At 64.5% G+C, this 22,471-nt stretch carries 21 protein-coding genes; 4 read left to right on the top strand and 17 right to left on the bottom strand.

Annotated features, from left to right (window positions below; translation table 11 throughout):
• Nucleotides 1–180: 180 nt before the first annotated feature.
• Nucleotides 181–1,230 carry an Ldh family oxidoreductase gene (locus ACIIOY_RS17545; RefSeq protein ID WP_411035974.1) on the bottom strand — a complete coding sequence of 350 codons (1,050 nt, stop codon included), beginning with the start codon at nt 1,228–1,230 and terminating at the stop codon, nt 181–183.
• Between the two features lie 238 nt (nt 1,231–1,468).
• On the opposite strand from ACIIOY_RS17545, the gene ACIIOY_RS17540 reads away from it, so the two are divergent.
• Nucleotides 1,469–2,977, top strand: a complete 1,509-nt coding sequence (locus ACIIOY_RS17540; protein WP_411036018.1) for an ABC transporter substrate-binding protein — start codon at nt 1,469–1,471, stop codon at nt 2,975–2,977.
• A 567-nt stretch (nt 2,978–3,544) separates the two neighbouring features.
• On the opposite strand, the gene ACIIOY_RS17535 is transcribed toward ACIIOY_RS17540, so the two are convergent.
• Nucleotides 3,545–4,330: an SDR family oxidoreductase gene (locus ACIIOY_RS17535; RefSeq protein WP_411035973.1), complete on the bottom strand. Its 786-nt coding sequence runs from the start codon at nt 4,328–4,330 to the stop codon at nt 3,545–3,547.
• 12 nt (nt 4,331–4,342) lie between these two features.
• Nucleotides 4,343–5,497 carry a glutamine amidotransferase-related protein gene (locus ACIIOY_RS17530; protein ID WP_411035972.1) on the bottom strand — a complete coding sequence of 385 codons (1,155 nt, stop codon included), beginning with the start codon at nt 5,495–5,497 and terminating at the stop codon, nt 4,343–4,345.
• A gap of 165 nt (nt 5,498–5,662) precedes the next feature.
• Here ACIIOY_RS17530 and ACIIOY_RS17525 point away from each other — a divergent pair, with 165 nt between their 5' ends.
• Nucleotides 5,663–6,865, top strand: coding sequence for a pyridoxal phosphate-dependent aminotransferase (locus tag ACIIOY_RS17525; protein ID WP_411035971.1), 1,203 nt, complete (start codon nt 5,663–5,665; stop codon nt 6,863–6,865).
• 61 nt (nt 6,866–6,926) lie between these two features.
• On the opposite strand, the gene ACIIOY_RS17520 is transcribed toward ACIIOY_RS17525, so the two are convergent.
• The 7 genes from ACIIOY_RS17520 to ACIIOY_RS17490 all read right to left on the bottom strand — a co-directional run bounded on the left by ACIIOY_RS17520 (nt 6,927) and on the right by ACIIOY_RS17490 (nt 13,704).
• Nucleotides 6,927–7,850: a dihydrodipicolinate synthase family protein gene (locus ACIIOY_RS17520; protein WP_411035970.1), complete on the bottom strand. Its 924-nt coding sequence runs from the start codon at nt 7,848–7,850 to the stop codon at nt 6,927–6,929.
• A gap of 21 nt (nt 7,851–7,871) precedes the next feature.
• Nucleotides 7,872–9,044, bottom strand: coding sequence for a M24 family metallopeptidase (locus ACIIOY_RS17515; RefSeq protein WP_411035969.1), 1,173 nt, complete (start codon nt 9,042–9,044; stop codon nt 7,872–7,874).
• A gap of 1 nt (nt 9,045) precedes the next feature.
• On the bottom strand, nt 9,046–10,137 hold the full coding sequence (locus ACIIOY_RS17510; protein ID WP_411035968.1) for a mandelate racemase/muconate lactonizing enzyme family protein: 1,092 nt from the start codon (nt 10,135–10,137) through the stop codon (nt 9,046–9,048).
• 2 nt (nt 10,138–10,139) lie between these two features.
• Nucleotides 10,140–11,297 carry a M20 family metallopeptidase gene (locus tag ACIIOY_RS17505; RefSeq protein ID WP_411035967.1) on the bottom strand — a complete coding sequence of 386 codons (1,158 nt, stop codon included), beginning with the start codon at nt 11,295–11,297 and terminating at the stop codon, nt 10,140–10,142.
• A 28-nt stretch (nt 11,298–11,325) separates the two neighbouring features.
• A complete protein-coding gene (locus tag ACIIOY_RS17500) occupies nt 11,326–12,066 on the bottom strand; it encodes an amino acid ABC transporter ATP-binding protein (protein ID WP_411035966.1) in 741 nt (246 codons plus the stop codon).
• Nucleotides 12,067–12,075: 9 nt separating this feature from the next.
• The gene (locus tag ACIIOY_RS17495; protein WP_411035965.1) at nt 12,076–12,792 is read right to left on the bottom strand and encodes an amino acid ABC transporter permease; all 717 of its coding nucleotides are present in this window, start codon (nt 12,790–12,792) and stop codon (nt 12,076–12,078) included.
• A gap of 96 nt (nt 12,793–12,888) precedes the next feature.
• Complete coding sequence (locus ACIIOY_RS17490; protein ID WP_411035964.1) at nt 12,889–13,704, bottom strand: ABC transporter substrate-binding protein; 816 nt, start codon at nt 13,702–13,704, stop codon at nt 12,889–12,891.
• A gap of 305 nt (nt 13,705–14,009) precedes the next feature.
• Here ACIIOY_RS17490 and ACIIOY_RS17485 point away from each other — a divergent pair, with 305 nt between their 5' ends.
• Nucleotides 14,010–14,909, top strand: coding sequence for a GntR family transcriptional regulator (locus ACIIOY_RS17485; protein ID WP_411035963.1), 900 nt, complete (start codon nt 14,010–14,012; stop codon nt 14,907–14,909).
• A 51-nt stretch (nt 14,910–14,960) separates the two neighbouring features.
• Here ACIIOY_RS17485 and ACIIOY_RS17480 read toward each other — a convergent pair whose 3' ends face one another.
• The 7 genes from ACIIOY_RS17480 to ACIIOY_RS17450 are packed head-to-tail and all read right to left on the bottom strand — an operon-like array spanning nt 14,961 to nt 21,212.
• Nucleotides 14,961–16,010: an ABC transporter ATP-binding protein gene (locus tag ACIIOY_RS17480; protein WP_411035962.1), complete on the bottom strand. Its 1,050-nt coding sequence runs from the start codon at nt 16,008–16,010 to the stop codon at nt 14,961–14,963.
• Complete coding sequence (locus ACIIOY_RS17475; protein WP_411035961.1) at nt 16,010–16,594, bottom strand: P-loop nucleotide/nucleoside kinase family protein; 585 nt, start codon at nt 16,592–16,594, stop codon at nt 16,010–16,012. Before ACIIOY_RS17475 ends, ACIIOY_RS17480 begins: the two co-directional genes overlap by 1 nt.
• 6 nt (nt 16,595–16,600) lie before the next feature.
• A complete protein-coding gene (locus ACIIOY_RS17470; RefSeq protein ID WP_411035960.1) occupies nt 16,601–17,446 on the bottom strand; it encodes a class II fructose-bisphosphate aldolase in 846 nt (281 codons plus the stop codon).
• Nucleotides 17,443–18,243, bottom strand: a complete 801-nt coding sequence (locus ACIIOY_RS17465) for an ROK family protein (RefSeq protein ID WP_411035959.1) — start codon at nt 18,241–18,243, stop codon at nt 17,443–17,445. Before ACIIOY_RS17465 ends, ACIIOY_RS17470 begins: the two co-directional genes overlap by 4 nt.
• Nucleotides 18,240–19,058 (bottom strand): carbohydrate ABC transporter permease, encoded by an 819-nt coding sequence (locus ACIIOY_RS17460; protein ID WP_411035958.1) that lies wholly within the window; start codon nt 19,056–19,058, stop codon nt 18,240–18,242. The genes ACIIOY_RS17465 and ACIIOY_RS17460 overlap by 4 nt, the downstream gene beginning before the upstream one ends.
• Entirely contained in the window at nt 19,051–19,935 is an 885-nt protein-coding gene (locus ACIIOY_RS17455) for a carbohydrate ABC transporter permease (protein ID WP_411035957.1), read from the bottom strand. Before ACIIOY_RS17455 ends, ACIIOY_RS17460 begins: the two co-directional genes overlap by 8 nt.
• Before the next feature lie 11 nt (nt 19,936–19,946).
• Nucleotides 19,947–21,212 (bottom strand): ABC transporter substrate-binding protein, encoded by a 1,266-nt coding sequence (locus tag ACIIOY_RS17450; RefSeq protein WP_411035956.1) that lies wholly within the window; start codon nt 21,210–21,212, stop codon nt 19,947–19,949.
• Nucleotides 21,213–21,340: 128 nt separating this feature from the next.
• On the opposite strand from ACIIOY_RS17450, the gene ACIIOY_RS17445 reads away from it, so the two are divergent.
• Nucleotides 21,341–22,207, top strand: coding sequence for a MurR/RpiR family transcriptional regulator (locus tag ACIIOY_RS17445; protein WP_411035955.1), 867 nt, complete (start codon nt 21,341–21,343; stop codon nt 22,205–22,207).
• Nucleotides 22,208–22,471 lie beyond the last annotated feature (264 nt).

The following is a 22,471-nucleotide window of genomic DNA, read 5'->3' as shown; positions in this document are numbered from 1 at the left end:
TGCAAAGCCCCGCGGCGACACGACGGAGAAATTGCGGAGGTGAGGACCATCGACAACCGTCACGGGATTCTGGAATCCCTGTTTCGCGCCTACGACCACGGTTCACCCGGATTGCGGGACGGGCGGAACGAATGTCAACGATTTCCGCGCATCCTCGTGGAGGGCGGAACTTGAAGACCGTCAGCCGAGCGGACAAAGGTCGAAGGGAACGCCGGACGTCTCGCCGACCCTGACGAGCTCCGAAAGCGTGCTTTGCGGAAGGGGAATGCCGCTGTCACGCCTCTCGGCCTCGCAAAGCGCGGCGCGTTCGCCTGGATACCGGCTGTCCGGGCCCGACGCATCCTTGTAGGTCCGCAGCCAGTCGGCGACATGCGCATCGAAAGCATCACGCCCGACGAACCGTTCGGGATTGAGCACCAGCAGGAAGGCGCTGATATTGCCGGCGCTGCTCATCGCACCATGGGTGGCGGCGCTGGCTGCCGTCAGCGAACCGGTCAGGCTGCCCGCGAGAACCTGCACGAGCATGGCAAGTCCGACGCCCTTGTGCCCGGCGATCGGCAGCATCGCGCCCTTCAGCGCCTCGGCCGGATCCGTGGTCGGCCGGCCGTCGGAACCGATCGCCCAGCCTTCGGCTATATGCGTCGCCTTGTCGGCGATCGCCTGCAGCACATTGCCGCGCGCTACGACGCTCGTTGCCATGTCGAAGACCAGTGGAGCGCCGCCGGCGACGGGAAAGGCAAAAGCGATCGGATTGTTGCCGATGGCAGGCCGGACCGACCCTTCGAGCGCCATCAGCGGCGGCGTTTCCTGGCACAGGACGGCCACCATGCCAGCCTCCGCCGCCTCGAGGACGAATTGTCCGATCGCCGCCAGGTGCCCGCTTTCCCGGATGGTGCAGATCGTCGCGCTCGTCTCCCGCGCCCGATCCACCGCAAGACGCACGGCCTCCATGGCAACGGCCTGCCCCAAGCCGCCGTCGCCGTCGAACCGCAGAATACCGTCCGAAAAATCGGCCCTCGGAACAGCACGGGCGTTGACCTCGCCGGTGCGGATCTTCTGCAGGTAACCGGAAACGCGACTGACGCCATGCGTGTCTATGCCACGCAGGTTTGTCCGCACCAGAACGCGCGCGGCCTCCGCGGCATGCTCCCGTGCGACGTCGGCCGCAGCGAATATGGCAGCGACCCATGCTTCGAGTTCATCATGGGCGTAGCGGGCATTGGCGGTCATGTCTTCTCCTTCTGCAAGTGATCGCGGCGGCCCCCAGACAATCGGGAGACGGCGCCGCCAAGTCCATTGCAGTTTGGGAATATGCATATGCAGGACAGGCAATGCGCGGGCATGACGGCTGCAGAATCGGCATGCGGACATAACGTCTGCGCATTGGACTCAGCTCCTCCTGCCCGGAAAGATTGCACCGGCTGTCAATCGGGAGGAAGAAATGGCCTACTGTGGAGGAATAATGGGAATGCTTGGTGCCGCTGCCGCTGCCCTCGCGCTAATGAGCGAGACGGCGCGGGCACAGGAACCGAAGGAAGTCGTCGTCGTTCTCGAGGAGGCTCCGCAGGTCGTCGAGCCGTGCGAATCCGCGCTCTATGGCGTCGGCATCATCATCAAGCAGAACGTGACCGAAACGCTGACCGAGCTCGACCCGTCGAGTGGCGCGCCGATACCGCGCCTCGCCACGAGCTGGGAGAAGATCAACGACAAGACCTGGCGCTTCAAGCTGCGCGAAGGGGTGGTCTTCCACGACGGCGCTCCGTTCAATGCCGAGGCGGTCAGCCACTCGCTCAAACGCCTGATGAATACCAACCTCAACTGCATGACGCGCAACAAGTTCTTCACGCCCGGCATATTCACGGCGACGACGGTCGACGAACACACGGTGGATATAACCACGGATCCGGCGCAGCAGATCCTGCCGTCGCTCCTGTCGACCTTCGTCATCACCTCGCCGAACACCCCCATGGACGAAGTCTCGTCCAAGCCGATCGGAACCGGCCCCTACGTGTTCGATTCCTGGTCGCAGGGTGAGCGCGTGACGCTGACCCGCTTCGACCAGTACTGGGGCGAGAGGCCGGAGATCGAAAGGGCGACCTATCTCGTCCGCAATGAATCGGCGGTTCGGGCCGCCATGGTCGCCACCGGCGAGGCGGATATCGCGCCGAGCATCGCGGTTCAGGACGCCGTCGATCCCGATCGCGATTTCAGCTACCCGAACTCGGAAACCACGCGGATCCGAATCGGGCAGGACAAGGCACCCCTGAACGACGTAAGGATCCGCAAGGCGCTCAATCTGGCGACGGATCGCAATGCCTTTGTCGGCACGATTCTCAGCAAGGACGTGGTTGCCGCCTCGCAGCTCGTCGTGCCGACGACGCTCGGCTACAACCCCGACCTGAAGCCGTGGCCCTATGATCTCGAACAGGCCAAGGCACTGGTGGAGGAAGCACGCGCCGACGGTGTTCCGGTTGATGCGGAGATCCGGCTCATCGGAAGGCAGAACCTTTTTCCGAACATCAATGAGGTGCTTCAGGCGTTGACGCAGATGTGGCAGGCCGCTGGCCTCAACGTCAACCTCACGATGGTCGAGAGAAGCCAGGCGCTGGAGCTCGGCACCAAGCCTTATGCCGCCGACCGTCCGCCGACGATGATCACGGACCAGCACAACAACGACATGGGCGATGCGTCCTTCACGGTGGTCTACAAGTATTCGTCCTCCGGCCCGCAGGCGGATGCCTCTGACCCCGCTCTCGACAACCTGATCGCCAGGGCGGCGGCGGCCACCGGCGAGGAACGCGCAAATCTGTTCAAGGAAGCCTTCCGCGTCATCAGCGAGGATATCGTTCCCGATGTGATGCTGTTCCACATGGCAGGCTATGCGCGCGTCAGCCCAAGGCTTGACTTCCGGCCGACGATTGCCACCAACAGCGAGCTTCAGCTCGCCCGCATCAAGTTCGTCGACCAGATTCGCTAGATCAGACAAATCACCTTTCACTCCGCCCCGGCCGCGATACCGGACTCGCGGCCGGGGTGCAAAAACCGTACGCTGAATAGATGGCACCGATGAAGCCGGCGCCACGAATTCCACAGTGCCATTGAACCCACGGACCGCTATCGAAAGATTTAGTACGTCACGGCCGATTCGAACGCTATTCAGGAGGGTCGCGTCCGAACGACATCCCAGTATAGACAAGCCGGACGTTAGCTCGACCAAGCGGGAAGAGCGGCGATGACCTCGGAAGCGTCCAGATCATCTGGAAATATCACCGGACTGGGGCAGCGTTCCGTTGACGTGCAAATGGATGCTGCCCTTCACGGGATAACCGATGCGCGTCGGGATGGACGGACCACAACTGCATAACCGTCGAATCCGTTGGCCATCGCCTCCAAGGACGCCCGAGTTTCCTGGCTTCCGCCTGAAAGTCGCGCTGGGTGAGGCCTTTGCCGAGCGCACCTCCGGACACCAGATCCACTGTCGCGGACGTATCGACATCACAGCCACGACCGCCGAGCACCACAACCACCTCAGCCTTCTCCCGTTTCAAAGGCTGCGCAGCAGGCCGCCGTCGACCCGCAGGCTTGTACCGGTGATATAACCTGCACGCCCCGAGCAAAGGAAACACGCCGCATCGGCGAACTCACGCGGTGCACCGTAACGTCCCATCGGGATCGTCGCGCGCGATGCCGCAGCGACCTCGTCCGCCGTCTTGCCGATACGCTTGGCGGCGGCGGCATCCAGCTGATCGACGCGGTCGGTATGGATGCGGCCGGGAATGAGGCCGTTTACGGTCACGCCGTCGGCCGCCACTTCCGCGGCAAGTGTCTTCGCCCAGCCGACAAGGGAAAGGCGGAGCGTGTTGGACAGGCCGAGATTGGGGATCGGCTGCACTACGCCGGAAGACAGGAGCACGAGAATGCGGCCGAAACGCTGCTCGCGCATATGCGGCAGAAGGGCGGTCGCAATACGGATCGGGGCCTCGACCATGGCGCGGAACTGCGGCACGAGACTGTCCGGGTCCAGCGACGCCATCGCTCCCGGCGCGGGGCCGCCTCCGTTGAGCACGAGGATATCGGGCCTCTCAGTCGCCTGCATTTCGGCGATCGCCTGCTCGACGGCGGCCGGATCCGCAAGGTCCGCAACAAGGGTGGAAATGCGGCCCGTTGCAGAAGCGGCAATGGCGGAACGCACCGGCTCGAGCCGTTCGGCGGAACGGCCCCCGAGAACGACATTGGCACCTTCTGCAGCGAGGCTTTCCGCGATGGCACGGCCGAGGCCACCCGAGGCGCCGAGAACGAGGGCGGTGCGGCGGCTGAGTTCAAGATCCATGGTTCTCTCCTGTCAGGCCCGGCGAGCGCGGGCTGTTCTTGCGGTTTCGGCAGCGAAGGCGCGAAGGAGCGGGTGCGGATGTCCCGGACGGGACGAAAGCTCGGGATGGCCCTGCATGCCCATGTAGAAGCCGTCCGTTGCCTCGATCGCGTCGGCGATATCCTGGCCCGGCTCGCCCCCGAGCGCGCTTACCAGCACGCCCCGGGTGGCCAGCCTTTGATGCAATGCGGGGGCCAGCCTGTAGCGGTGATTGCAGGCGATGTCGCTCTCTGCTCCCAGAAGCTGGGCAAGCCGACTGCCCGGCACGGATCGGGTCATGCGCCGGCCAAGCCTATGCTCGCCCGTTTCGATGCGGATGAAGCTGTGGCGGGCGGCCGCCGGCGCCGCCTCCGCCATATCCGTATCCTCCCAGCCGGAAAGCTCGCGTGCGACTGCCGTCGACATGCTCTGCATACCGAGGCACAGGCCGACGATCGGGGTTCCGCCTGTCCGCGCGGCACGGGCGAGCGCGATTTGTCCGGTAACAGACGACATCTGCGAGCCGCCGGGAAGGAGTACGCCATCGACACCGGCGAGCGGATTGGCCGGCAGGGCGCGTGGGTCGAGAAAACGAAGCGCGCTTCCCGGCGCCTCGGCATCGATGGCATCTGCGAGTGCGGCAAGCGGTGCCGGGCAGGTTTCGAGGAATTGTTCGACCGGCCCGGCAAGGGCGAAGACGAGATCGGACGGTTCGGCCTCTGCCGGCTCTGCGCACAGGACCCGACCGAAGCGGTCCCGCCAGCCGATCGTGCAACCGTCGGCGTCGACGAAACGGTTCGCCTCCAGACGGATGATCCTTTCTTCGGCACCCGCTGCGGCAAGTCGCGACACATCATCATTATCGGCAAGAAAAGAGGAATGCACAGGCACGACAGCCACCGCCGCGTCCGAAAGCTCGGCGAGAGGGCGGGCGCTCCGACCAGAAAGACGGTCCGCCCATATCAGGCCGCTCGGGATCAGCGCTCCCTCGTCGGCGACATGCTGCTGGGCATCAGGATGACGATCGAGGTCGAATTGTGCCGGTGGCCAGAACAGCCGCCCTCCCTCAGCCGCCGCAACGAGCGCTGCCGCCGCGCCATAGAGCGCGGGATGATCCGTTTCGTGCCGGACGAGGATGATACGCCCCATGGTCTCTCCAAGAGAACAAGCGGATGCACTTATCGAACGATAACGTACAATTTTATTACCCTATTTTTCTCGTATTTATCCTCCTTCTCGAAAAAACTTCAAGACAGATATTGTACTTTTTTTATCATTATAGACAATATGGCGATCATCAAGGAGGTAATATCCATGAATGCCAGACTCTCGCCACGCATGGCTGTCGTCGGAGCGTCGCCAACGGCGGAAATATCAAACAAGCTGCGGGCGCTGGCCGCCCGTGGCGCCGACGTCATCAACCTGGGCGAAGGAGAGCTGGACTTTGCGACCCCTCCTCATGTCTGCGAGGCCGGCATCCAGGCCATTCGTGACGGGGACACCAAATATACGGCCGTCTCCGGTACCGCCGCACTCAAGGCGGCCATCGCGCGGAAGTTCGAACGGGAAAACGGCCTTCACTACGCCCCCTCCGAAATCATTGCCGGGACGGGCGCCAAGCAACTGATCTTCAACGCCTTCCTGGCGACGATCGACGAGGGTGACGAGGTGATCGTGCCTGCCCCCTATTGGGTGAGTTACCCGGACATGATCCGGCTGGCAGGCGCAAAGCCCGTCATCGTGCCGTGCCACGCGCGGGACGGCTGGAAGCTGACGCCCGAGGCACTGGCGGTCGCACTGACCCCGCGCACCCGCTGGGTCATCCTGAATTCGCCGAACAATCCGACGGGCGCGGTCTATGGCCGCTCCGAACTCTCGGCGCTGGAAGAGGTGCTGGCAGGACATGACGCCCTCGTCATGGCGGACGACATCTACGAGCACATCGTCCATGACGGCAGCTTCGTCGCACCTGCAGCCGCGATGCCGCGGCTGGCCGGCCGCGTGCTGACGATCAACGGCGTCTCGAAGGGCTATTCGATGACGGGATGGCGGCTCGGCTATGCCGGCGGGCCGGAATGGCTGATCCGCGCCATGGACGTCCTTCAGTCGCAGAGCACGTCGAACCCCTCGACCATCTCGCAGGCCGCGACCATCGCCGCGCTCGACGGCGACCTCTCCTTCCTGGACAGCTGGAAACGGACGCTGTTGGCGCGCCGTGAACAGGTGCTCTCCGCCATCGCGGCGATATCCGGCCTCTCCGCGCTGCCCACGCCGGGCGCCTTCTACGTCTTCGCCGACTGCACCGGCCTTTTCGGCAGGCGGACACCGGCAGGCACCGTCCTGGCCTCCGACCTCGATGTCGCCGGCTATCTTCTGGAGGAGGCCCATGTCGGCATGGTGCACGGCTCGGCATTCGGCATGCCCGGGCACCTGCGCATCGCCTATGCCATCGACGACGGCAGGCTCGCCGAAGCGCTGTCGCGCGTGGCCGAAGCCCTCGGCAGGCTTGTTGCCTGACCACCGGCATGCGAAAGCCCCCGCCGCGACCGCGGCGGGGGCTTTTCTTCGAGACGCGATCTCAGGCGGCGAGCCTGAGGCCCGTGCGCGAATCCGCGGCGAGCCTTTCCATGACGGCACGCAGCTTCGGCTGCACGGCGGCCGGGATATCGCGCAGCGGCAGGCGGACGGACCCGCCGTCGAAGCCGCGCAGGTTCATCGCCGCCTTCACAAGCTGCGGCTGGCCATGCGCGCGGGCGAGCGCACGATAGTCGTACCAGAGCGCGTGCAGGTCGCGGGCGGTCGATGCATCGCCGGCTTCCAGCGCGCGGTAGGTCGCCAGGATAAGTTCCGGCAGCGCGCCGCTGTTGGTCGTCGAAAAGCCGTCGAAACCGGCCATGACGGGGCCGAGGAAGGCGAGGTCCGAGGCGCAGAAGGTGCGCACGCGGCCGCGCAGGTCGTTCGCGATGCGGTCAATCGCCGTCGGGTTGAGGTCGCCCTGCTTCAGGCCGACCATGCCGTCGATGTCGGCCAGGCGGCTGATCAGGGCCGGCGAAAGCGTGATGCCGATGCCTGGCGCGTTGTAGATGATGATCCCTGTCTTGGAGAGCGGCGCCACGTCGCGGAAGAAGTCGACGATCTGGTCGTCGGTGATCTCCGAAACGTAGGGCGCCGTCACCATCGGCACGCCGCCGAGATCGCCGGCGAGCTTCGTCAGCTCATAGACGTCGCGCGGGTCGGAGCCGGCCGAGCAGAGCATCGCCGGGATGCGATCGCCGATCACGTCCATGACATGCGTGAAGACGTCGGCGCGCTCCGCCACCGTCATGGTGGGAAACTCGCCATAGGTACCGCCGATGAGCACGCCGTCATAGCCGAGGGCGATTACGCGCTCGACGTTGCGGGCGAGCCCCGCCTTGTCGAGCGCACCCTCCCTGGTGAAGGGCGTCATGGTGATGTTGAAGATGCCTTTCAGGCGCGCCTGCGCCTCGTGACGGTTCTTCATGCGTATTCTCCTTGCAATTGGTTACGCGTCGATGCGGGTGAGAGCGCGCGGCACGGTGCCGAGCTGGCGCCAGCCCGTTTCCGTGACGACGATGGTTTCCGAGACCCCCACGGTGAAACGTCCGTAGATGCGGAGGGCGGGCGGCAGATGGAATGTCATGCCCGGCTGGAGCGCGGTCTTGACGCCGGTATTCAGCGAAAGGATCGCCCCCTCGCCCCAGTCCGGCGCGAACGAAATGCCGACAGAATAGCCGAGGCGCTTGCGGAAATTGTCCGTATAGCCGGCGGCATCGATGACCTTCTGGCAGGCAATGTGCGGCACCTCGCAGGCAACGCCGGGCCTGATCTCGTCCAGCGCCGCGGCGAGCGCGTCCTGGCAGACCTTCATCATGTCCTCGGCCTCCTGCGGCACCGGGCCGACCCAGGCCGAGCGCATTAGCGCGGCGTGGTAGCGGTCATGCACCGCGGCCATCTCGAGAAAGGCAGGATCGTTCGCCGAAAGGGCCGTGCGCCGCCATGTCCCGTGCGGTACGCCCGTGCGCCGGCCGGTCGAGACGAGCGGTTCCATGCCCATATATTCCGAACCCGCCCGGATGGCCGCCTCCATCATGGCCGCGACAAGGTCGTTGTCGGAGACGCCCGCCCCGACGGCGGCAAGGCCGGCCCGCATGCCGGCATCTACATAGGACGCTGCCTTTTCCAGCTTCTCCACTTCGAGCGGCGACTTGACGGCGCGCAGCGCCTCGACGATGCCGGCGCCGTCGTGAACCGTGCCGAGGGCCGACTGGAGGGTCTCATAGACGGCGATCGGCAGGAACCAGCCGCGCTTGTCGATGGCGACGCGCTTGCCGGAAAGGCCCTTGCGCGTGATCACCTTCATCAGGAAGCCGATCGGATCCTCGCTGTCCTGGTAGACCTCGGCGTCGGAGATGAACGTATTGGCGATGAAATTGAAATATTCGAGCTGGCGGATGACGAAGACAGGATCGCCCTCAGCCGGCAGGACCAACGCCTGGAAGGTATAATAGCCCGGCGTCTGCTGCCCCGTCAGATAGAAGATGTTCTCCGGTCCCGTGATGATCAGGGCATCGAGCCCGGCCTTGGCAAGGGCGGCCCGCGCACGCGCCTGCCTCTTCTCGTATTCGTCTTTTGGAAAGGCCGACTCCTGGCCCAGCACGACACCTGCGCTATCCATCTCATTCTCCCAGGGATAGGGGCGCGGAAGGCGCCCGGAAATTCAGCCCGAGGCCGGGCTCATGGCGGACAGCGACCTTGCCGTCCGCATAGGTCAGGCCTTCGGCCGGATCGTTGACCAGCCCGTCCGCGCCGTAGAGCTCGGCATGGAGGGGCCGCGTCGCCACGGCGAGGTGAAGCGCGGCCGCCGTCGCGACCCCGCCCTCGTTCATCTGGCCGATCATGAAGGGAATGCCCGCCGCGGCCAGGGACCGCGCAGCCAAAAGTGCGGGCGTCAGCCCGCCGAGCTTGATCAGCTTGAGGTGCCCCTGAAGCCGGCCGGCCGCCGACGGCGCGCGCGCCACCAGCGTCTCGACATCAGCGCCGGAGGCAAGGCTCTCGTCCAGCATCACCGGCATGGGCGCACCGGCGGCAAGCCGCGTCATCGCATCCCAGTCGCCGGCCGCGATCGGCTGCTCGACATAGGCGAGCCCGAAGCGCGAAAGCGCCGCAAGCCGCTCCGGCGCCTCCGCCGCCGTCCAGGCGCCATTCGCGTCGGCGGCAAGCTTGACCGTTTCGCCATGGGCGGCGCGGATGCGCGCGTGGCGGGCACAATCGGCCTCGATATCCTGGCCGACCCGCAGCTTCAGGTCGCGAAAACCGCGCGACAGGTAAAGCGCCACCTGCCGATCGAACGCTTCGTCGGTCGACAGAAAGAGCGTCTGGTTCGTGGCATGCGAAAGCGTCCTTGCCTCGCCGGCCAGAAGGTGCGCGAGCGGCAGGCCGGCGCGCCGGGCATCGAGGTCCCAGAGCGCGATGTCGAACAGCATGCGCACCGGCGCCGGCAACGGGCTTGCGGCAACGGCGGCACGAACCGCATCCGGCAGTGCCTGCCAATCGAAGCCGCCAATCGCCGCGCGGGTGCGCCGCAGCAGATCCTCCGGCTCGTAGCCGTTCAAATAGGTGCAGTTGATGCGTACCTCGCCGATCCCGCGATGCCGCCCGTCATCGAGTTCGAGGTAAAGCGTGTCGAGACCGGGCACGGGCCCGGAACTGGCGGTGTGCACCGTCAGGCCCGCATAGGTCAGCAGCGAACGGTAGAGATGGATCCGCATCGTCACGCCGCCAGGATGCGCCGCGCGATGTCGGCATAGATCGCAGCGCTCGCGACGAACTCGTCCGCCGGCACGAATTCATCGGGGCGATGGGCGACGCGAATATCGCCGGCGCCGATCACCACGCCCTCGGCGCCCGCCTCGATGAAATGCACGAGGTCGCATGCCCCCTGGAAGCCGAACGGGCCGGCTTCGGCGACACCTGCCGCCCGGCAGGCGGCAACGGCGGCCTGCACGACAGGCGCCGTTTCGGGCGTGTCGGTCGCCCCTCCCGTGGTCGCATGATAGCCGACGATCTCGGCGCGGATGCCGTGCGTCCTTTCCGCATCCGCCAGCAGCGCGCGGATTTCCGCCTCCGCGCTCGCATCCGTCTCGCCGGGGATCAGGCGGCGGTCGAGCAGCAGCTCGCATTCGGCCGGGATGACATTGTCGGCATGCCCGCCCTTGATGCGCGTCACCGTCAGGCTCGGATTGCCGACGAGCGGATGGCTGCGCTGCGCCAGGACATTGTCATGGAACGCGGCCAGCAGCGGCATGAGCTGGCCGGCGCGGAAGATGGCGTTGTCGCCGAGATGCGGGCTGCCGGAATGCGCCGCCTTGCCCGTTATCCGCACGACGGGCCGGAAGGACCCCTTGTGCGCCGAAAAGCAGGCATTGCCGGTCGGTTCCCCGACCACGACGGCATCGATCTCCGGCCGCGATGCCGAATAGTGGCGTGCGCCGGCGCTCGCCACCTCCTCGTCGCCGGTGAAGACCACCATCAGCGTGCCTGACCATGCCTGCCGCTCGGCGACCAGCATGCGCGCCGCCTCGATCATGGCGGCCAGCGGCCCCTTGCAATCGCAGCTTCCCCGGCCGTAGAGCCGGCCGTCGCGCTCGGTGAGGGTGAAGGCATCGGAGGCCCAGCCATCGCCAGCCGGTACCGTATCCATATGGGTGTTGAACGCGAAGACAGGCCCCGGCCCGTTGACCAGCCGCGCCTCGATATTGAAGCGCGCGGGGGCATATTCGATCAGCTTCACCTCGAAACCGAGCGATGCGAGCCGTTCGCGCGCCCACTGCGCCACCGCGCCCTCCCCACCCGGCGGGTTTTCGGAGTTGATGGCGACGAGTTCACCCAGCTCGCGCTTCATGCGAGCGGCATCGGGGCGGATGTTCATATCGGACTTCCCTGAAAAGGCACGGAGTTCAGTGCAGGATCTGGTTGAGGAACTGCTTGGCGCGGTCGCTGGCCTCACCGCTGAAGAACACCTCGCTCGTGGCGTTCTCGATGATCGAGCCCCGCTCCATGAAGATGATCCGGTCGGCCGCACGGCGCGCGAAGCCCATTTCGTGCGTGACGCAGACCGAGGTCATCCCATCGGCGGAAAGCTCGGTCATGACGTCGAGCACCTCGCGGATCATTTCCGGATCGAGCGCCGAGGTGGGCTCGTCATAGAGCATCAGCTTGGGTTTCATCGCCAGCGCGCGGGCGATGGCCACGCGCTGCTGCTGGCCGCCCGACAACTCGTCCGGCAGGTGATCGGCGCGGTCGGGAATGTGGACTTTGTGCAGGAGGTCGACCGCCAGGTCATGGGCATCGAGACGCGAATAGCCGAGCACCTTCATCGGTGCCAGCATGATGTTCTCGACCGCATTGAGATGCTGGAACAGCTCGAAATTCTGGAACACCATGCCGATCTGTGCGCGCAGCTTGTGGGCGTTGCGCAGGTCGCCGGTGATCTCCCGGCCCTCGAAGGAGATCGATCCTGCGCTCGGCGGCTCCAGGAGATTGAGGCAGCGCAGCAGCGTGGACTTGCCCGAGCCGGACGGTCCGATGAGGACCACGGTCTGGCCCTTGGTCACGGAGAAGGAGCAGTCCTTCAGGACATGCAGGGGGCCGAAATGCTTGTTGACGCCATTGACTTCGAGGAAAGCGGAACCGTTCATCGGATGGCCTCAATTCTTCTCGGCAGCGGGCTGCAACAGGATGGAAAGGGTAGAGCGCTTGGACGTCCGGCTACGCTTCGGCTCAAGTGAACGCTCCATCCAGTATTGGCCGGCCATGAAGATGGTCGTCAGAGCGAGATAGTAGATGCCCGCCGCGCTCAGCGCCTCGAAATAGCGGAAGGTCGCCGATGCGGTCTGGTTGGCCACCAGTAGCAGCTCCTCCACGGCGATGACCGAGACGAGGGCCGATGTCTTGAGCATGCCGATGGTCTGGTTGCCGATCGGCGGCAGCATGATGCGCGCGGCCTGGGGCAGGACGACATAGCGCATCACCATCAGCCTGGTCATGCCGAGCGCCATGCCTGCCGTGCGCTGCCCGCTCTTGATCGCCTGAAGGCCCGAACGGATGATCTCGGCCATGTAGGCGCCTTCGTTGAGCGACAGCGCGATGACACCGGACGCGAACGCGGTCAGGCGGATGCCGAAGGTCGGCAGGACATTGTAGATGAAGATGATCTGGAAGAGGACTGGCGTGCCGCGGAACAGCCAGAGATAGAACACCGCGATCAGCCGGACGGGCAGGAACTTCACCTGATTGACGAGCGCGAGCACAAAGCCGGCCAGCAGGCCGAAGACGAGAGAGCTGACCGTGATCAGCAGAGTCATGGCCGCACCGTGGAAGAAGGTGGGCGAGAGTAGATACTGGAAGACCAGATCAAGTGACATCAGTCAGCTTTCCCTGTTTTTAAAGCGGACCGGAGACCGCATGGAGTATCGGCGCGAGGGGACCGGAGGCGCCAGGCGCCCCCGGCCTGGCGAGGCTCAGTCGAACAGCGAGACCGACGGCGGTAGCTTCCACTTGGCGATCAGCTTGTCATAGGAGCCGTCCTCGGCCATGGCCTTGATGGCCGCCGCAAGCGCCGCCTGCAGCTCGCTCGCCCCCTTCGGCGTCGCAATCCCGATCTGGGTATCCATCTCGAAAGGCTCTCCGGCGATCTCGAAGACGCCCGGCATCTTCTCCAGCGCCATCACCGCGCCCGGCGTGCTCTCGTAGTTGGCGTCGGCCCGGCCCTGGCTCAGGGAAAGCGCGCTGTCCTGCGCGGTGGGCAGCGTCAGCACCTTCACCTCGCCGAGACCCTTGGCCTTGCAGCGATCGTTGTCGGCGCGCGCCTGGCTTTCCGAAATGCCGCCCAGCGTCACGGCGACGGTCTTGCCGCAGATCGTGTCGTCACGCCCGGTGATCCCCTTGGGGTTGCCGTTCTGGACCATGACATTGTTGCCGATCTCGAGATAGGGCACGAAATCGACCTGCTCGGCGCGGGTCGGATTGATGTACATGGCGGAGTTGATGATATCGATGCGCCCGCCCTGGAGGGCCGGTATGAGACCCTTGAACTCCATGTTCATTGCCACCGGCTCGACCTTGAGCCTTTCGGCGAGCGCCTGGATGAGATCGATATCGAAGCCGGTGAGCTTGCCCTCGTTGACATATTCGAAAGGCGCGAAGCTGGCCGCCACGCCATAGGTCAGCTTGCCCGCCTCCACGAGCTTGACGCCATCGAGGGACTGAGCGGCAACCGTGCCGGAAACGGCAAGCGGCGCGGCTGCGAGAAGAAGAATGCGAAGAAGACGGTTCATGCGGAGTTCCCCTAATTCGTGTTTGCAGAATTCGAATTTGCAGACCGTGCCTGTTGAAGAGGCCTTATTGTTTTTAATTTATCAACTTGTACAATTTGACCGGCATCCCGTCAACCCATATTGAGTGGCGGGGAGCCTAGGGAATTTGTTGACAAGATACCGGTGCGAAAGGGAATCTCCTGAAAATACGTGTCTCTTCACCTATTAAGCGGTGCAAAATCGTGCAGAAGCAGCAACGAGAAGTTTGAAAAATGCACAAACTGCCTGTATGATAGGCAAATAATAGTACAATTTTCTTTTGGGCTATGGACAAAAATCCCCGACAAAACCGCTACCTCCTCGCAAATCGCATCGTCGAGTTGGCGCGCGCCTCACGTTTCCAGGTGGATTATCATCTCCGCGAGCAGCAGCTTGCCGACGTGCTGCAGGTCTCCCGCACACCGATCCGCGCGGCATTGATGCTACTGGCGGAAAGAGGCGTGGTGGAGGCCCGCAAGAACAAGGGCTTCTTCATGAAGATCGGCGCCGAGGCGCTCGGCCGGACGGAAGTGGAGGTCCCCAGTTCGCCGCAACAGGATCTCTACGCCCGCATCGTCGAGGACAGGCTCACGCACAAGCTTGCCGAGACGGTAGGTCAGGCGGAAATCTCCCGCCGCTACGGGGTCGAGCGCAACGTTCTGCAAAAGACGCTCTTGGCACTGGCTGCCGACGGGCTGATCACGCGCGGTCCGGGACGCAATTGGACCTTCCAGCCGACCCTCGACAACAAGTTCGCGCTGGACGCCAGCTACGAATTCCGCTGCGTCATCGAGCCGTCGGGCATCCTGATGGAGAGTTTCCGGGCCCATCCGGCCGCGCTCGAACATATCCGCCTGGAGCACTTGAACCTCCTCGCCCGGCCGGATTTCAACAGCCTGCCGGCGCGCCAGCTCTTCGAGCTCGACGCCAGCTTCCACGAGACCATCGCGGAGTGTTCCGGCAACACCTTCCTTCTCCAGTCCATCCAGCACCAGAACCGCCTGCGCCGCCTGCTGGAATTCGCCAGCTACACCAATGGGCGGCGCGTGCGCGAATGGTGCCAGGAGCACCTGCGCATCATCACCGCGCTCCAGGAGGGCGACCGCGCGCGCGCGGCCGATCTGATGAAAAGCCATCTCGAAAGGGCGAAGGCCAGCGCCGAGCGGACGAAGCGCGAAGGCGCCTGACCGAATGCGTGGCATTGCCGCGCAAAGGATAGGGAAACGCGCGCCGACACCCTATCCAAGCCGCATCCCGTTCGCATCGAAGACATGCCACGCCTCCTTTCGTAAGGAGACGTGGATCGTCGATGCGACATCGACTTCCGTCCGCTCGCGCATGCTGGCGAGGATACGCTCCCCGGCGATCTCAAGCGACAATATCGTTTCCGACCCCATCGGCTCAACCAGCAGGACACGCGCCGGGATGCCGGCTGGATCGAGGTCCACATGCTCCGGGCGGATGCCGAAGACGATATCGCCCGAGGCTTCCAACGCGTCTGTCGCCGGTGCGAGGACGGTTCCGTCCCCGGCGACGAACTGCCCCTTCAACACCTTACATTGTATGAAATTCATGGCCGGCGAGCCGATGAAGCCGGCGACGAAGCGGTTGACGGGGCGGTCGTAGAGGTCGAGCGGGCGGCCGACCTGCTCGATCCTGCCATTGCGCAGCACGACGATCTTGTCTGCCATGGTCATGGCCTCCACCTGGTCATGCGTGACATAGATGGAGGTCGTGCCAAGCCTCTGGTGCAGGTCCTTGATTTCCTGGCGCATCTGCACGCGCAGCTTGGCGTCGAGGTTGGAGAGCGGTTCGTCGAACAGGAAGACCGAGGGCTTTCGGACGATGGCGCGCCCCATGGCCACGCGCTGGCGCTGGCCGCCGGAAAGGGCGCGCGGATAACGGGCGAGAAGCGGTTCCAGGCTGAGGATGGCGGCGGCCGAACGGACCGCCTTGTCGATCTCGTCCTTCGGCAATCCGCGCAGCTTCAGCGAAAAGCCCATGTTCTCCGCGACCGTCATGTGCGGATAGAGCGCGTAGCTCTGGAAGACCATGGCGATGTCGCGGTCGCGCGGCGCGACGTCGTTGACGACCTTGCCGCCGATCGAGACGGAACCGCTCGTCACCGGCTCCAGGCCCGCGATCATGCGGAGCAGCGTGGACTTGCCGCATCCGGACGGGCCGACGAGGGTCACGAATTCGCCGTCGGCGATGTCGATCGAAACGCCGTGGATGGTTTCGAGGTCGCCGAACCGCTTTCGGACGTCGGAGAGGGTTACGCTGGCCATCAGGCTCCACTTTCCTTCTTGAGGGGCGCGGTGTCGCTCTGACGTCCCTCCGCCATATAGCCGACGATCTCTTCGACGATGCCGTCGAGCGGGCCGGTCATGTCGACCTTGAGGTGAGGGATAGCCAGCGGCTCGAACTCGTCGTGGATGCGCGCGGCCTTTTCCGGGGTGCGCTGGGCCCTGAGGTTCGCGGCGTCCGACAGGCCGTTCTTCAGCCGCTCGCTGACGACGTCGAGCGGCGCGTCGCAATGCACCACGTAGACGTGCGCGTGATGGCGTTCGGCGAGCGTGACGATGCTGCGAACCTCGTGCGCGCGCGAGAACGGCTTGCCGTCGATGATGAGGCGTGCCCCGTCGTGACGGTGCAGGATATATTGCAGGACGGAAAGCAGCGTGTCCGTCCCGACATGGTTCTGTTCGGGGGAATAGTCGAGATAGACATCCGGGAAAATCGCGTCCCGGATGCTGTCGCGGCTGAGGATCTCCCCGCCGATACGCCGGGCCAGCGCATTGGCCAGCGTCGTCTTTCCGACGCCGGGCAGACCTACCAGCAGGATGACTTTGGAAGCAGGCGCCGCCGGCATCGTCCGTTACTCCGCCCGGCCGTCGGCGCCGAACATGCGCAGACGGCGGTCGACTGCGATCTCGGCGAGCCTGCGCGCCTCGGCGAGCGGCTCGCGCGTATCGACGACCGGATCGGCAACGCTGTAGGCCTTGATCAGCGCTTCGCGGAAGCCGCCCTTGACGGCCGCGTCGATGTTGATCTTGGCGATGCCCGCCTTGATCACCGCGGCAACCGTTTCGGCCGGAACGCTCGTCCCGCCATGCAGCACCAGCGGCATCTTCAGCGCGGCGGAAAGCTGCTCGACCAGCGGCACGTCGATCGGCGCGCCGTCGCCGAGAACGCCGGGCGTATTGCCGATCGAGACGGCGAGATAGTCGACGCCGGTGTCGCGAACGAAGGCGACCGCCTCCTCGACCGTCGTCTTGCGCTCGATGACCTCGTCGCCCTCCTCGGCCAGCGTTTCGCCGATCTGGGCCTCGACGCCGACGCCGTGGCGGCGCGCCAGCGCGACAACCTTGCGCACGAGATCGACATTTTCGTCGTAGGACGCGCTCGAAGCGTCGATCATGAGGGAATCGAAGCCCGCCTCGATGCACATGCGCACGGTCTCGTAGTCGGCGCCGTGGTCGAGATGGAGGATGAGCGGCACGGAGGTGCGCCCCCGCGCGGCTTCGGCCATGCCCATGAAATAGTCGAGGCCGACATGCTTGAGGCCGCCCATCGTGGTGCTGAGCATCAGCGGCGCCCTCGCCTTCTCGGCGGCGTCGGAGATCGCCTGCACGGCCTCCAGGTGGTGGGCGTTGAACATGCCCACGGCCCAGCCCTCGCGATAGGCCTTGTTGATCCAGTAGGTTGCGCTTTCTCTGATCATGACTGCTCCATCGATAGTAAAAGGGCGCCGCAGAGATTCGGGTCTGCCGCATGGCTGCGGATCAGGCGGGGCTGGCTGGCGGCGGGATAGGTGAAGGCCGGGATGAGCGCGGCGAGCCGGTCGAGATCGAACCACGCCTGGTTCAGGGCGCCGCCGGCGAGGACGATGCATTCCGGCTCGACAAGCGTGACGGCATTGCCGATCGCCAGCGCAAGGCTCTGCAGGGGTGCGTCGCTGGCCGCCTTGTCCGCCTGCGCCAGGCCGGAGGCCTCGGTGCACAGGCATCCGCGATGGCCGCAATAGCAGCGCGCCCCGCACGGGTCGACAATCGTATGGCCGAAGGCGTTCGCGCCGCGCCGCGCGCCGCGCCACACCCGGCCGTCGAGGATCAGGGCATGCCCGATGCCCGTGCCGATGCCGAGATAGAGCGCGGAGACCGCGCAGGCCGCTGCGCCGAGCCGCGCTTCATAGGCCGCGCCGCAGAAGACGTCGGTCTCCACGAGAACGGGACAGGAGAAGGCATCCGCCAGAATCTGGCGCAGCGGCACGTCCTTCCAGCCGAGGTTTTCCGAGGCGAGGAGATAGCCCTCGTCATCGACCACCGCGGCGACCGAGACGCCGATCGACTGCGGCAGGCCGGTGTCCCATTCGCGGATGAGGTCGGACAGCAGGGCGACGAAGTCGGCCGGCGTCATTCCAGGCACGCGGCGCGAGCGGTGCTGGTGGCGCCATTCGCAGCCGGACTGCGCGGCCGCCACACGCACATGGGTGCCGCCGAGATCGACCGCATATCTCATTTGACACCCGATGCGACGGCGCCTTCGACGAAATACCGCTGGAGGCAGAGGAAGAAGATCGCGGTGGGCAGAGCGCCGAACACGGAAAACGCCATGACCTCGCCGTACTGCGTGTTGAAGCCGGCCTGGAACGCAGCCATGCCGAGCGGCAGCGTGCGCAGCGCGTCGTCGGAAGCGACGATCAGCGGCCAGAGATAGCTGTTCCAGGTGAGATTGAACGTCAGGATCGCGACCACGCCGGCCGTCGGCAGCACCATCGGCAGGATGATCGAGAAGAGAATGCGCGGCTCGCTCGCGCCGTCGATCCGCGCCGCCTCGATATAGGCGTCGGGGATCGACACCATCGCCTGGCGGAAGATGAAGATGCCGACCACGTTGAAGGCCGTGGGGAGGATCAGGCCGGCATAGGTGTTGGTCCAGCCGAAGGCGTGCACTTCCAGGAACAGCGGAATGACGATGGCTTCGAGCGGGATCATCACGGAAACCAGCACGACCATCCAGAAGACGGGGGCGAGGCCGTGACGGAACTTGGCGAAGCTGTAGCCCGCAAGCGCGCTCAGGAGCACCGTCAGGATCACGGAGATGCCCGAGGCGAGAAGCGAGTTGAGGAGATAGAGGAAGAACGGGCGCTGCGAGAAGGCCGAGACATAGTTCTTCAAGCCGGCCGATCCGATCGAGAAAAGCGCGGTGCTGAAGATCTCCCGGCTCTCCTTGAGCGAGGCGGACACCATCCAGACGACGGGATAGAGCGTGAGCACGGCGCCCAGCAGGAGGATGGCGACTGCGCTGTAGCGCTGGAAGGCGGAGCTAGGCATTGCGGTCCCTCAGAAGCCAGATCTGCACGAGGCTGACGAGGAGGATGCCGCCGAAGAGCACGACCGAATAGGCGCTGGCACGGCCCATGTCGAGATAGCTGAACGACGTCTTGTAGATCAGAAGGGTCATGATCTGCGTGGAATTCGCCGGCCCGCCGTCGGTGACGATCTGCTGGAAGGCAAAGGTCTTCAGACCGTTGACCGTGGACAGCACGACCGCGAGCGCGATGGTCGGCTTCATAGCGGGAAGCGTGATGTAACGCAGGATCTGGAGGCCGCGCGCGCCATCGAGGGACGCCGCCTCGTAATAGTCGCGCGGGATCGCCAGGAAGCCGGCAAGGAAGATGATCATGTAATAGCTCGTCGCGTGCCACCAGCTCATGATGACGAGAGCGATCGGCGCGTAGGTGCTGTTGTTGAGCCAGGGGATCGGGCTGCCGCCGAGGCTGGTGACCGCGTCGTTCATCGGTCCGTTGAAGTTGAAGATCAGCTTCCAGACGAGCGCGACCGAGACGATCGGCATGACCGAGGGGATGAAGAGAAGCGTGCGCCACAGCCCGCGGGACGTCCGCACTTGCGTCAGCGCCCAGGCCATCACGAACGACAATCCCAGAACCGGCACGACCGTGTAGGCGACATAGGCGATGGTGATCCAGAGCGAGCTCATGAAGGCCCGGTCATGCGGCAGCGCGGCAAAGTGCTTGAAGCCGACATAGACCGGGTCCGACAGGAGATCGTAGTCGTGGAGACTGATGTAGAAGGAAAAGAGGATCGGATAGAGCTGGAACAGCAGGATGTAGCCGAGGGCGGGCAGCGCGAAGACGATGCCCCAGACGGTCACGTTGCTCTGCCGGAAACGGCTCTGTCCGATCTTCATTGCTGCGGGCCTTACTTCTGCCGGACGCTGTCGATGTCCTGGGCGGCCTGGTCGAGCGCATCCTTCACCGGGACGCCCTGGGCGAACTGCTCGATGGCGGCCTTGATCGCGTTGCCTTCCTGCGTCCAGGTCTCGGAGCGCCAGACGAAGGAACCGTGCTTCTGGCCTTCGGCGAAGATCGCCGCGCCGCGGGTGCTCTTCGCCGTCTCGCTCTCGGCCCAGCCCTTGCGGCCCGTGACATAGCCCGTGGCGGCGAGGTAGCCCGCGCTGTCGGAGGTCAGGAAGTTGAGGAACTCGAAGGCTTCCTTCTTGTGCTTCGAACCTTCCGTGACGGCCAGCGCATAGGAGTTCAGGAGCGTCTTCGGATTGGCGGCGTCGAGCTGCGGAAGCGGGACGACGACATATTGCTCCTTGACCTCGTCGGAGAACAGCGGCGGCGCCCAGATGCCGGCGATCGCCATGGACTGGCGGCCTTCGCTGAAGTCCTGCAGCGCGTTGACCGGATTGACGGTCGCCATGGTCGGCCCGCCGATCTTCTTGTCGATCAGTGCCTGCCACGTTTCGGTGAAGGCCTTGACGCAGGCATCCGAATTGATCGTCGCCTTGCCGTTCCCATCGACGACATCGCAGCCATATTGCTGGAGGATCGGCCAGTATTGCTGGGCGTACCAGTAGGGATCGAGGTTCCAGACCCAGTTGAAGCCGAGGCGCGAGCCGTCTTCCTTCGTCAGCTTCGCCGAGACGTCGAGCAGGTCGTTCCAGGTTTTCGGCCAGTTCGCCTCGTCTTCCCCATCAAGGCCGATTTCCTTGAAATGCGCCTTGTTGATGAAGAGCGCCAGGGTGTTGAACTCTTCCGGGACGCCGTAGACCTTGCCATTGATCGTCAGGCCGGAGAGGGCCTGGGGCTGATAGAGCGCCTCGAACGCGGCGGCGTCCTTCACGCCGAAAGCGGCGTTGTCGACTTCGGCAAGGATGCCGCGGCCGGCATATTGCGGGAACAGGTAGTCCAGCACGTTGACGATGTCCGGCGCATTGCCGGCCGCGATCGCGGCCAGCAGCTTGACCTCGTAGTCGCCGTGCGGGTCGTCGTGCAGCTTGATCGTGACGTCGGGATGCTGCGCGGTGAACTCGGCGGCCTTCTTCTCGATGAATTCGCGGGCCGGCGGATAGGTGTGGTGCCAGAAGGTCAGCTCGACGGCGGCGGCCATGGACGATGCCGACAGGACCGTCGCAGCAGACAATGCGGCGATATATGCGGATTTCCTGATGAAATTCATGATGTCCTCCGTTGCGACGGCGTCACTCCCGAGCCGCCCTCCGTCTTTTGCCTACATGACAATTTATGTTTCGCAAAATGTTTTTTTGTGCAATTTATGAAGCAAATTGCTTCAAAACAGGGGGTAAAATGACGTCCACAGGGGATTCTCTGCTCCACCGCGTCTCGCGCATGGCGTTTTCCGCAGCTGAAAAGCGCGTGATCGAGCTCCTGCTCAGCATCGCCGAATATGACGTCGCGGGCCTGCCGTCCTCGGCGATCGCCGAGCGGACGGGAACGAGCCGTTCGACCGTCGACCGCCTCTGCAAGCGCCTTGGATACAACGGCCTGAAGGAGCTGCGCCGAGCGCTGCTTCAGGAAAGCCGCAGCATGCAGGGTCCGGTCTCGGCGAACGTGGTGTCGGACGCCATCGCCCATTCCGACAGCTTCGCGGAAATCGCCTACAAGGTGTTCCACAGCGCTTCCGTCCGGGCCCTGCGCTTCGCCGATCTCCTGTCCCATTCGACGGAGCTCGACCGGCTCGTCAATGCCATCCGCGATGCCCGGAGCGTGCAGGTCTTCGGCGTCGGCGCCTCGGCGGTCGTGGCGCTGGATCTTCACCAGCGCCTGATGCGCCTTGGGATCCGCATCAGCTTCTCGGAGGACCATCACAACCAGATCGCCGGCGCATCGCTGATGGAGCCGGGCGATCTCGCGATCGCCATCTCCTATTCCGGCCGGACGCGGCCGACGCTGCACGCCGCCCAGATCGCCAAGGCGCGAGGCGCGACGCTCGCCGCCGTCCTCGGCGTCTCCGCATCGCCGATGGAGGCCATCGCCGACATCCCGATCATCACCCCGCCGGGAATCAACTTGTTCGGCGCGGACGCGGTGATGACGCGCGCGCTGGAGATCATGTTCAACGAGGTGCTGTTCCATTGCCTGGCGTTCGGCAACGAGAAAATGATGCAGAATGTGTCAAGAATCGAGGAAGATCTGCGCGGTGAGCGGGGATGAAATGCATTTTTTCGGCTCATGCACAGAACTCCGCGTGACAAGTTCACTAAAAGCTCTTGATGGGATTCGATCCGTAAGCCATGGCGGAAAAGCCCGACGTTTCCTTCAATATCAAGAGGTTAGAAAACTACCGCGGTGATCAACATCGAACCCTGACCGCCCAGTGCTGCCGTGCGCGATCGGGTGACGCGCGCCTATCTTCAAACCGCCTCTTGCGTTAAGTGCCATTATACAAACGCTGGCGGCCAGTGCAGCAAAATTTAG

The organism is Shinella agrisoli (assembly GCF_046557955.1).
Classification (GTDB): domain Bacteria; phylum Pseudomonadota; class Alphaproteobacteria; order Rhizobiales; family Rhizobiaceae; genus Shinella.
This window is presented reverse-complemented; position numbering and strand designations above follow the sequence as displayed.

Bases quoted from the DNA above. Each gene is read 5' to 3' on its own strand.
- ACIIOY_RS17445 (WP_411035955.1), top strand. From the start codon at position 21,341: ATGACGTCCACAGGGGATTCTCTGCTCCACCGCGTCTCGCGCATGGCG.
- ACIIOY_RS17480 (WP_411035962.1), bottom strand. From the start codon at position 16,010: ATGGCCAGCGTAACCCTCTCCGACGTCCGAAAGCGGTTCGGCGACCTC.
- ACIIOY_RS17535 (WP_411035973.1), bottom strand. From the start codon at position 4,330: ATGGATCTTGAACTCAGCCGCCGCACCGCCCTCGTTCTCGGCGCCTCG.
- ACIIOY_RS17510 (WP_411035968.1), bottom strand. From the start codon at position 10,137: ATGCGGATCCATCTCTACCGTTCGCTGCTGACCTATGCGGGCCTGACG.
- ACIIOY_RS17530 (WP_411035972.1), bottom strand. From the start codon at position 5,497: ATGGGGCGTATCATCCTCGTCCGGCACGAAACGGATCATCCCGCGCTC.
- ACIIOY_RS17520 (WP_411035970.1), bottom strand. From the start codon at position 7,850: ATGAAGAACCGTCACGAGGCGCAGGCGCGCCTGAAAGGCATCTTCAAC.
- ACIIOY_RS17505 (WP_411035967.1), bottom strand. From the start codon at position 11,297: ATGAACATCCGCCCCGATGCCGCTCGCATGAAGCGCGAGCTGGGTGAA.
- ACIIOY_RS17475 (WP_411035961.1), bottom strand. From the start codon at position 16,594: ATGCCGGCGGCGCCTGCTTCCAAAGTCATCCTGCTGGTAGGTCTGCCC.
- ACIIOY_RS17540 (WP_411036018.1), top strand. From the start codon at position 1,469: ATGCTTGGTGCCGCTGCCGCTGCCCTCGCGCTAATGAGCGAGACGGCG.
- ACIIOY_RS17500 (WP_411035966.1), bottom strand. From the start codon at position 12,066: ATGAACGGTTCCGCTTTCCTCGAAGTCAATGGCGTCAACAAGCATTTC.
- ACIIOY_RS17515 (WP_411035969.1), bottom strand. From the start codon at position 9,044: ATGGATAGCGCAGGTGTCGTGCTGGGCCAGGAGTCGGCCTTTCCAAAA.
- ACIIOY_RS17545 (WP_411035974.1), bottom strand. From the start codon at position 1,230: ATGACCGCCAATGCCCGCTACGCCCATGATGAACTCGAAGCATGGGTC.
- ACIIOY_RS17460 (WP_411035958.1), bottom strand. From the start codon at position 19,058: ATGCCTAGCTCCGCCTTCCAGCGCTACAGCGCAGTCGCCATCCTCCTG.
- ACIIOY_RS17470 (WP_411035960.1), bottom strand. From the start codon at position 17,446: ATGATCAGAGAAAGCGCAACCTACTGGATCAACAAGGCCTATCGCGAG.
- ACIIOY_RS17455 (WP_411035957.1), bottom strand. From the start codon at position 19,935: ATGAAGATCGGACAGAGCCGTTTCCGGCAGAGCAACGTGACCGTCTGG.
- ACIIOY_RS17450 (WP_411035956.1), bottom strand. From the start codon at position 21,212: ATGAATTTCATCAGGAAATCCGCATATATCGCCGCATTGTCTGCTGCG.
- ACIIOY_RS17485 (WP_411035963.1), top strand. From the start codon at position 14,010: ATGGACAAAAATCCCCGACAAAACCGCTACCTCCTCGCAAATCGCATC.
- ACIIOY_RS17525 (WP_411035971.1), top strand. From the start codon at position 5,663: ATGAATGCCAGACTCTCGCCACGCATGGCTGTCGTCGGAGCGTCGCCA.
- ACIIOY_RS17465 (WP_411035959.1), bottom strand. From the start codon at position 18,243: ATGAGATATGCGGTCGATCTCGGCGGCACCCATGTGCGTGTGGCGGCC.
- ACIIOY_RS17495 (WP_411035965.1), bottom strand. From the start codon at position 12,792: ATGTCACTTGATCTGGTCTTCCAGTATCTACTCTCGCCCACCTTCTTC.
- ACIIOY_RS17490 (WP_411035964.1), bottom strand. From the start codon at position 13,704: ATGAACCGTCTTCTTCGCATTCTTCTTCTCGCAGCCGCGCCGCTTGCC.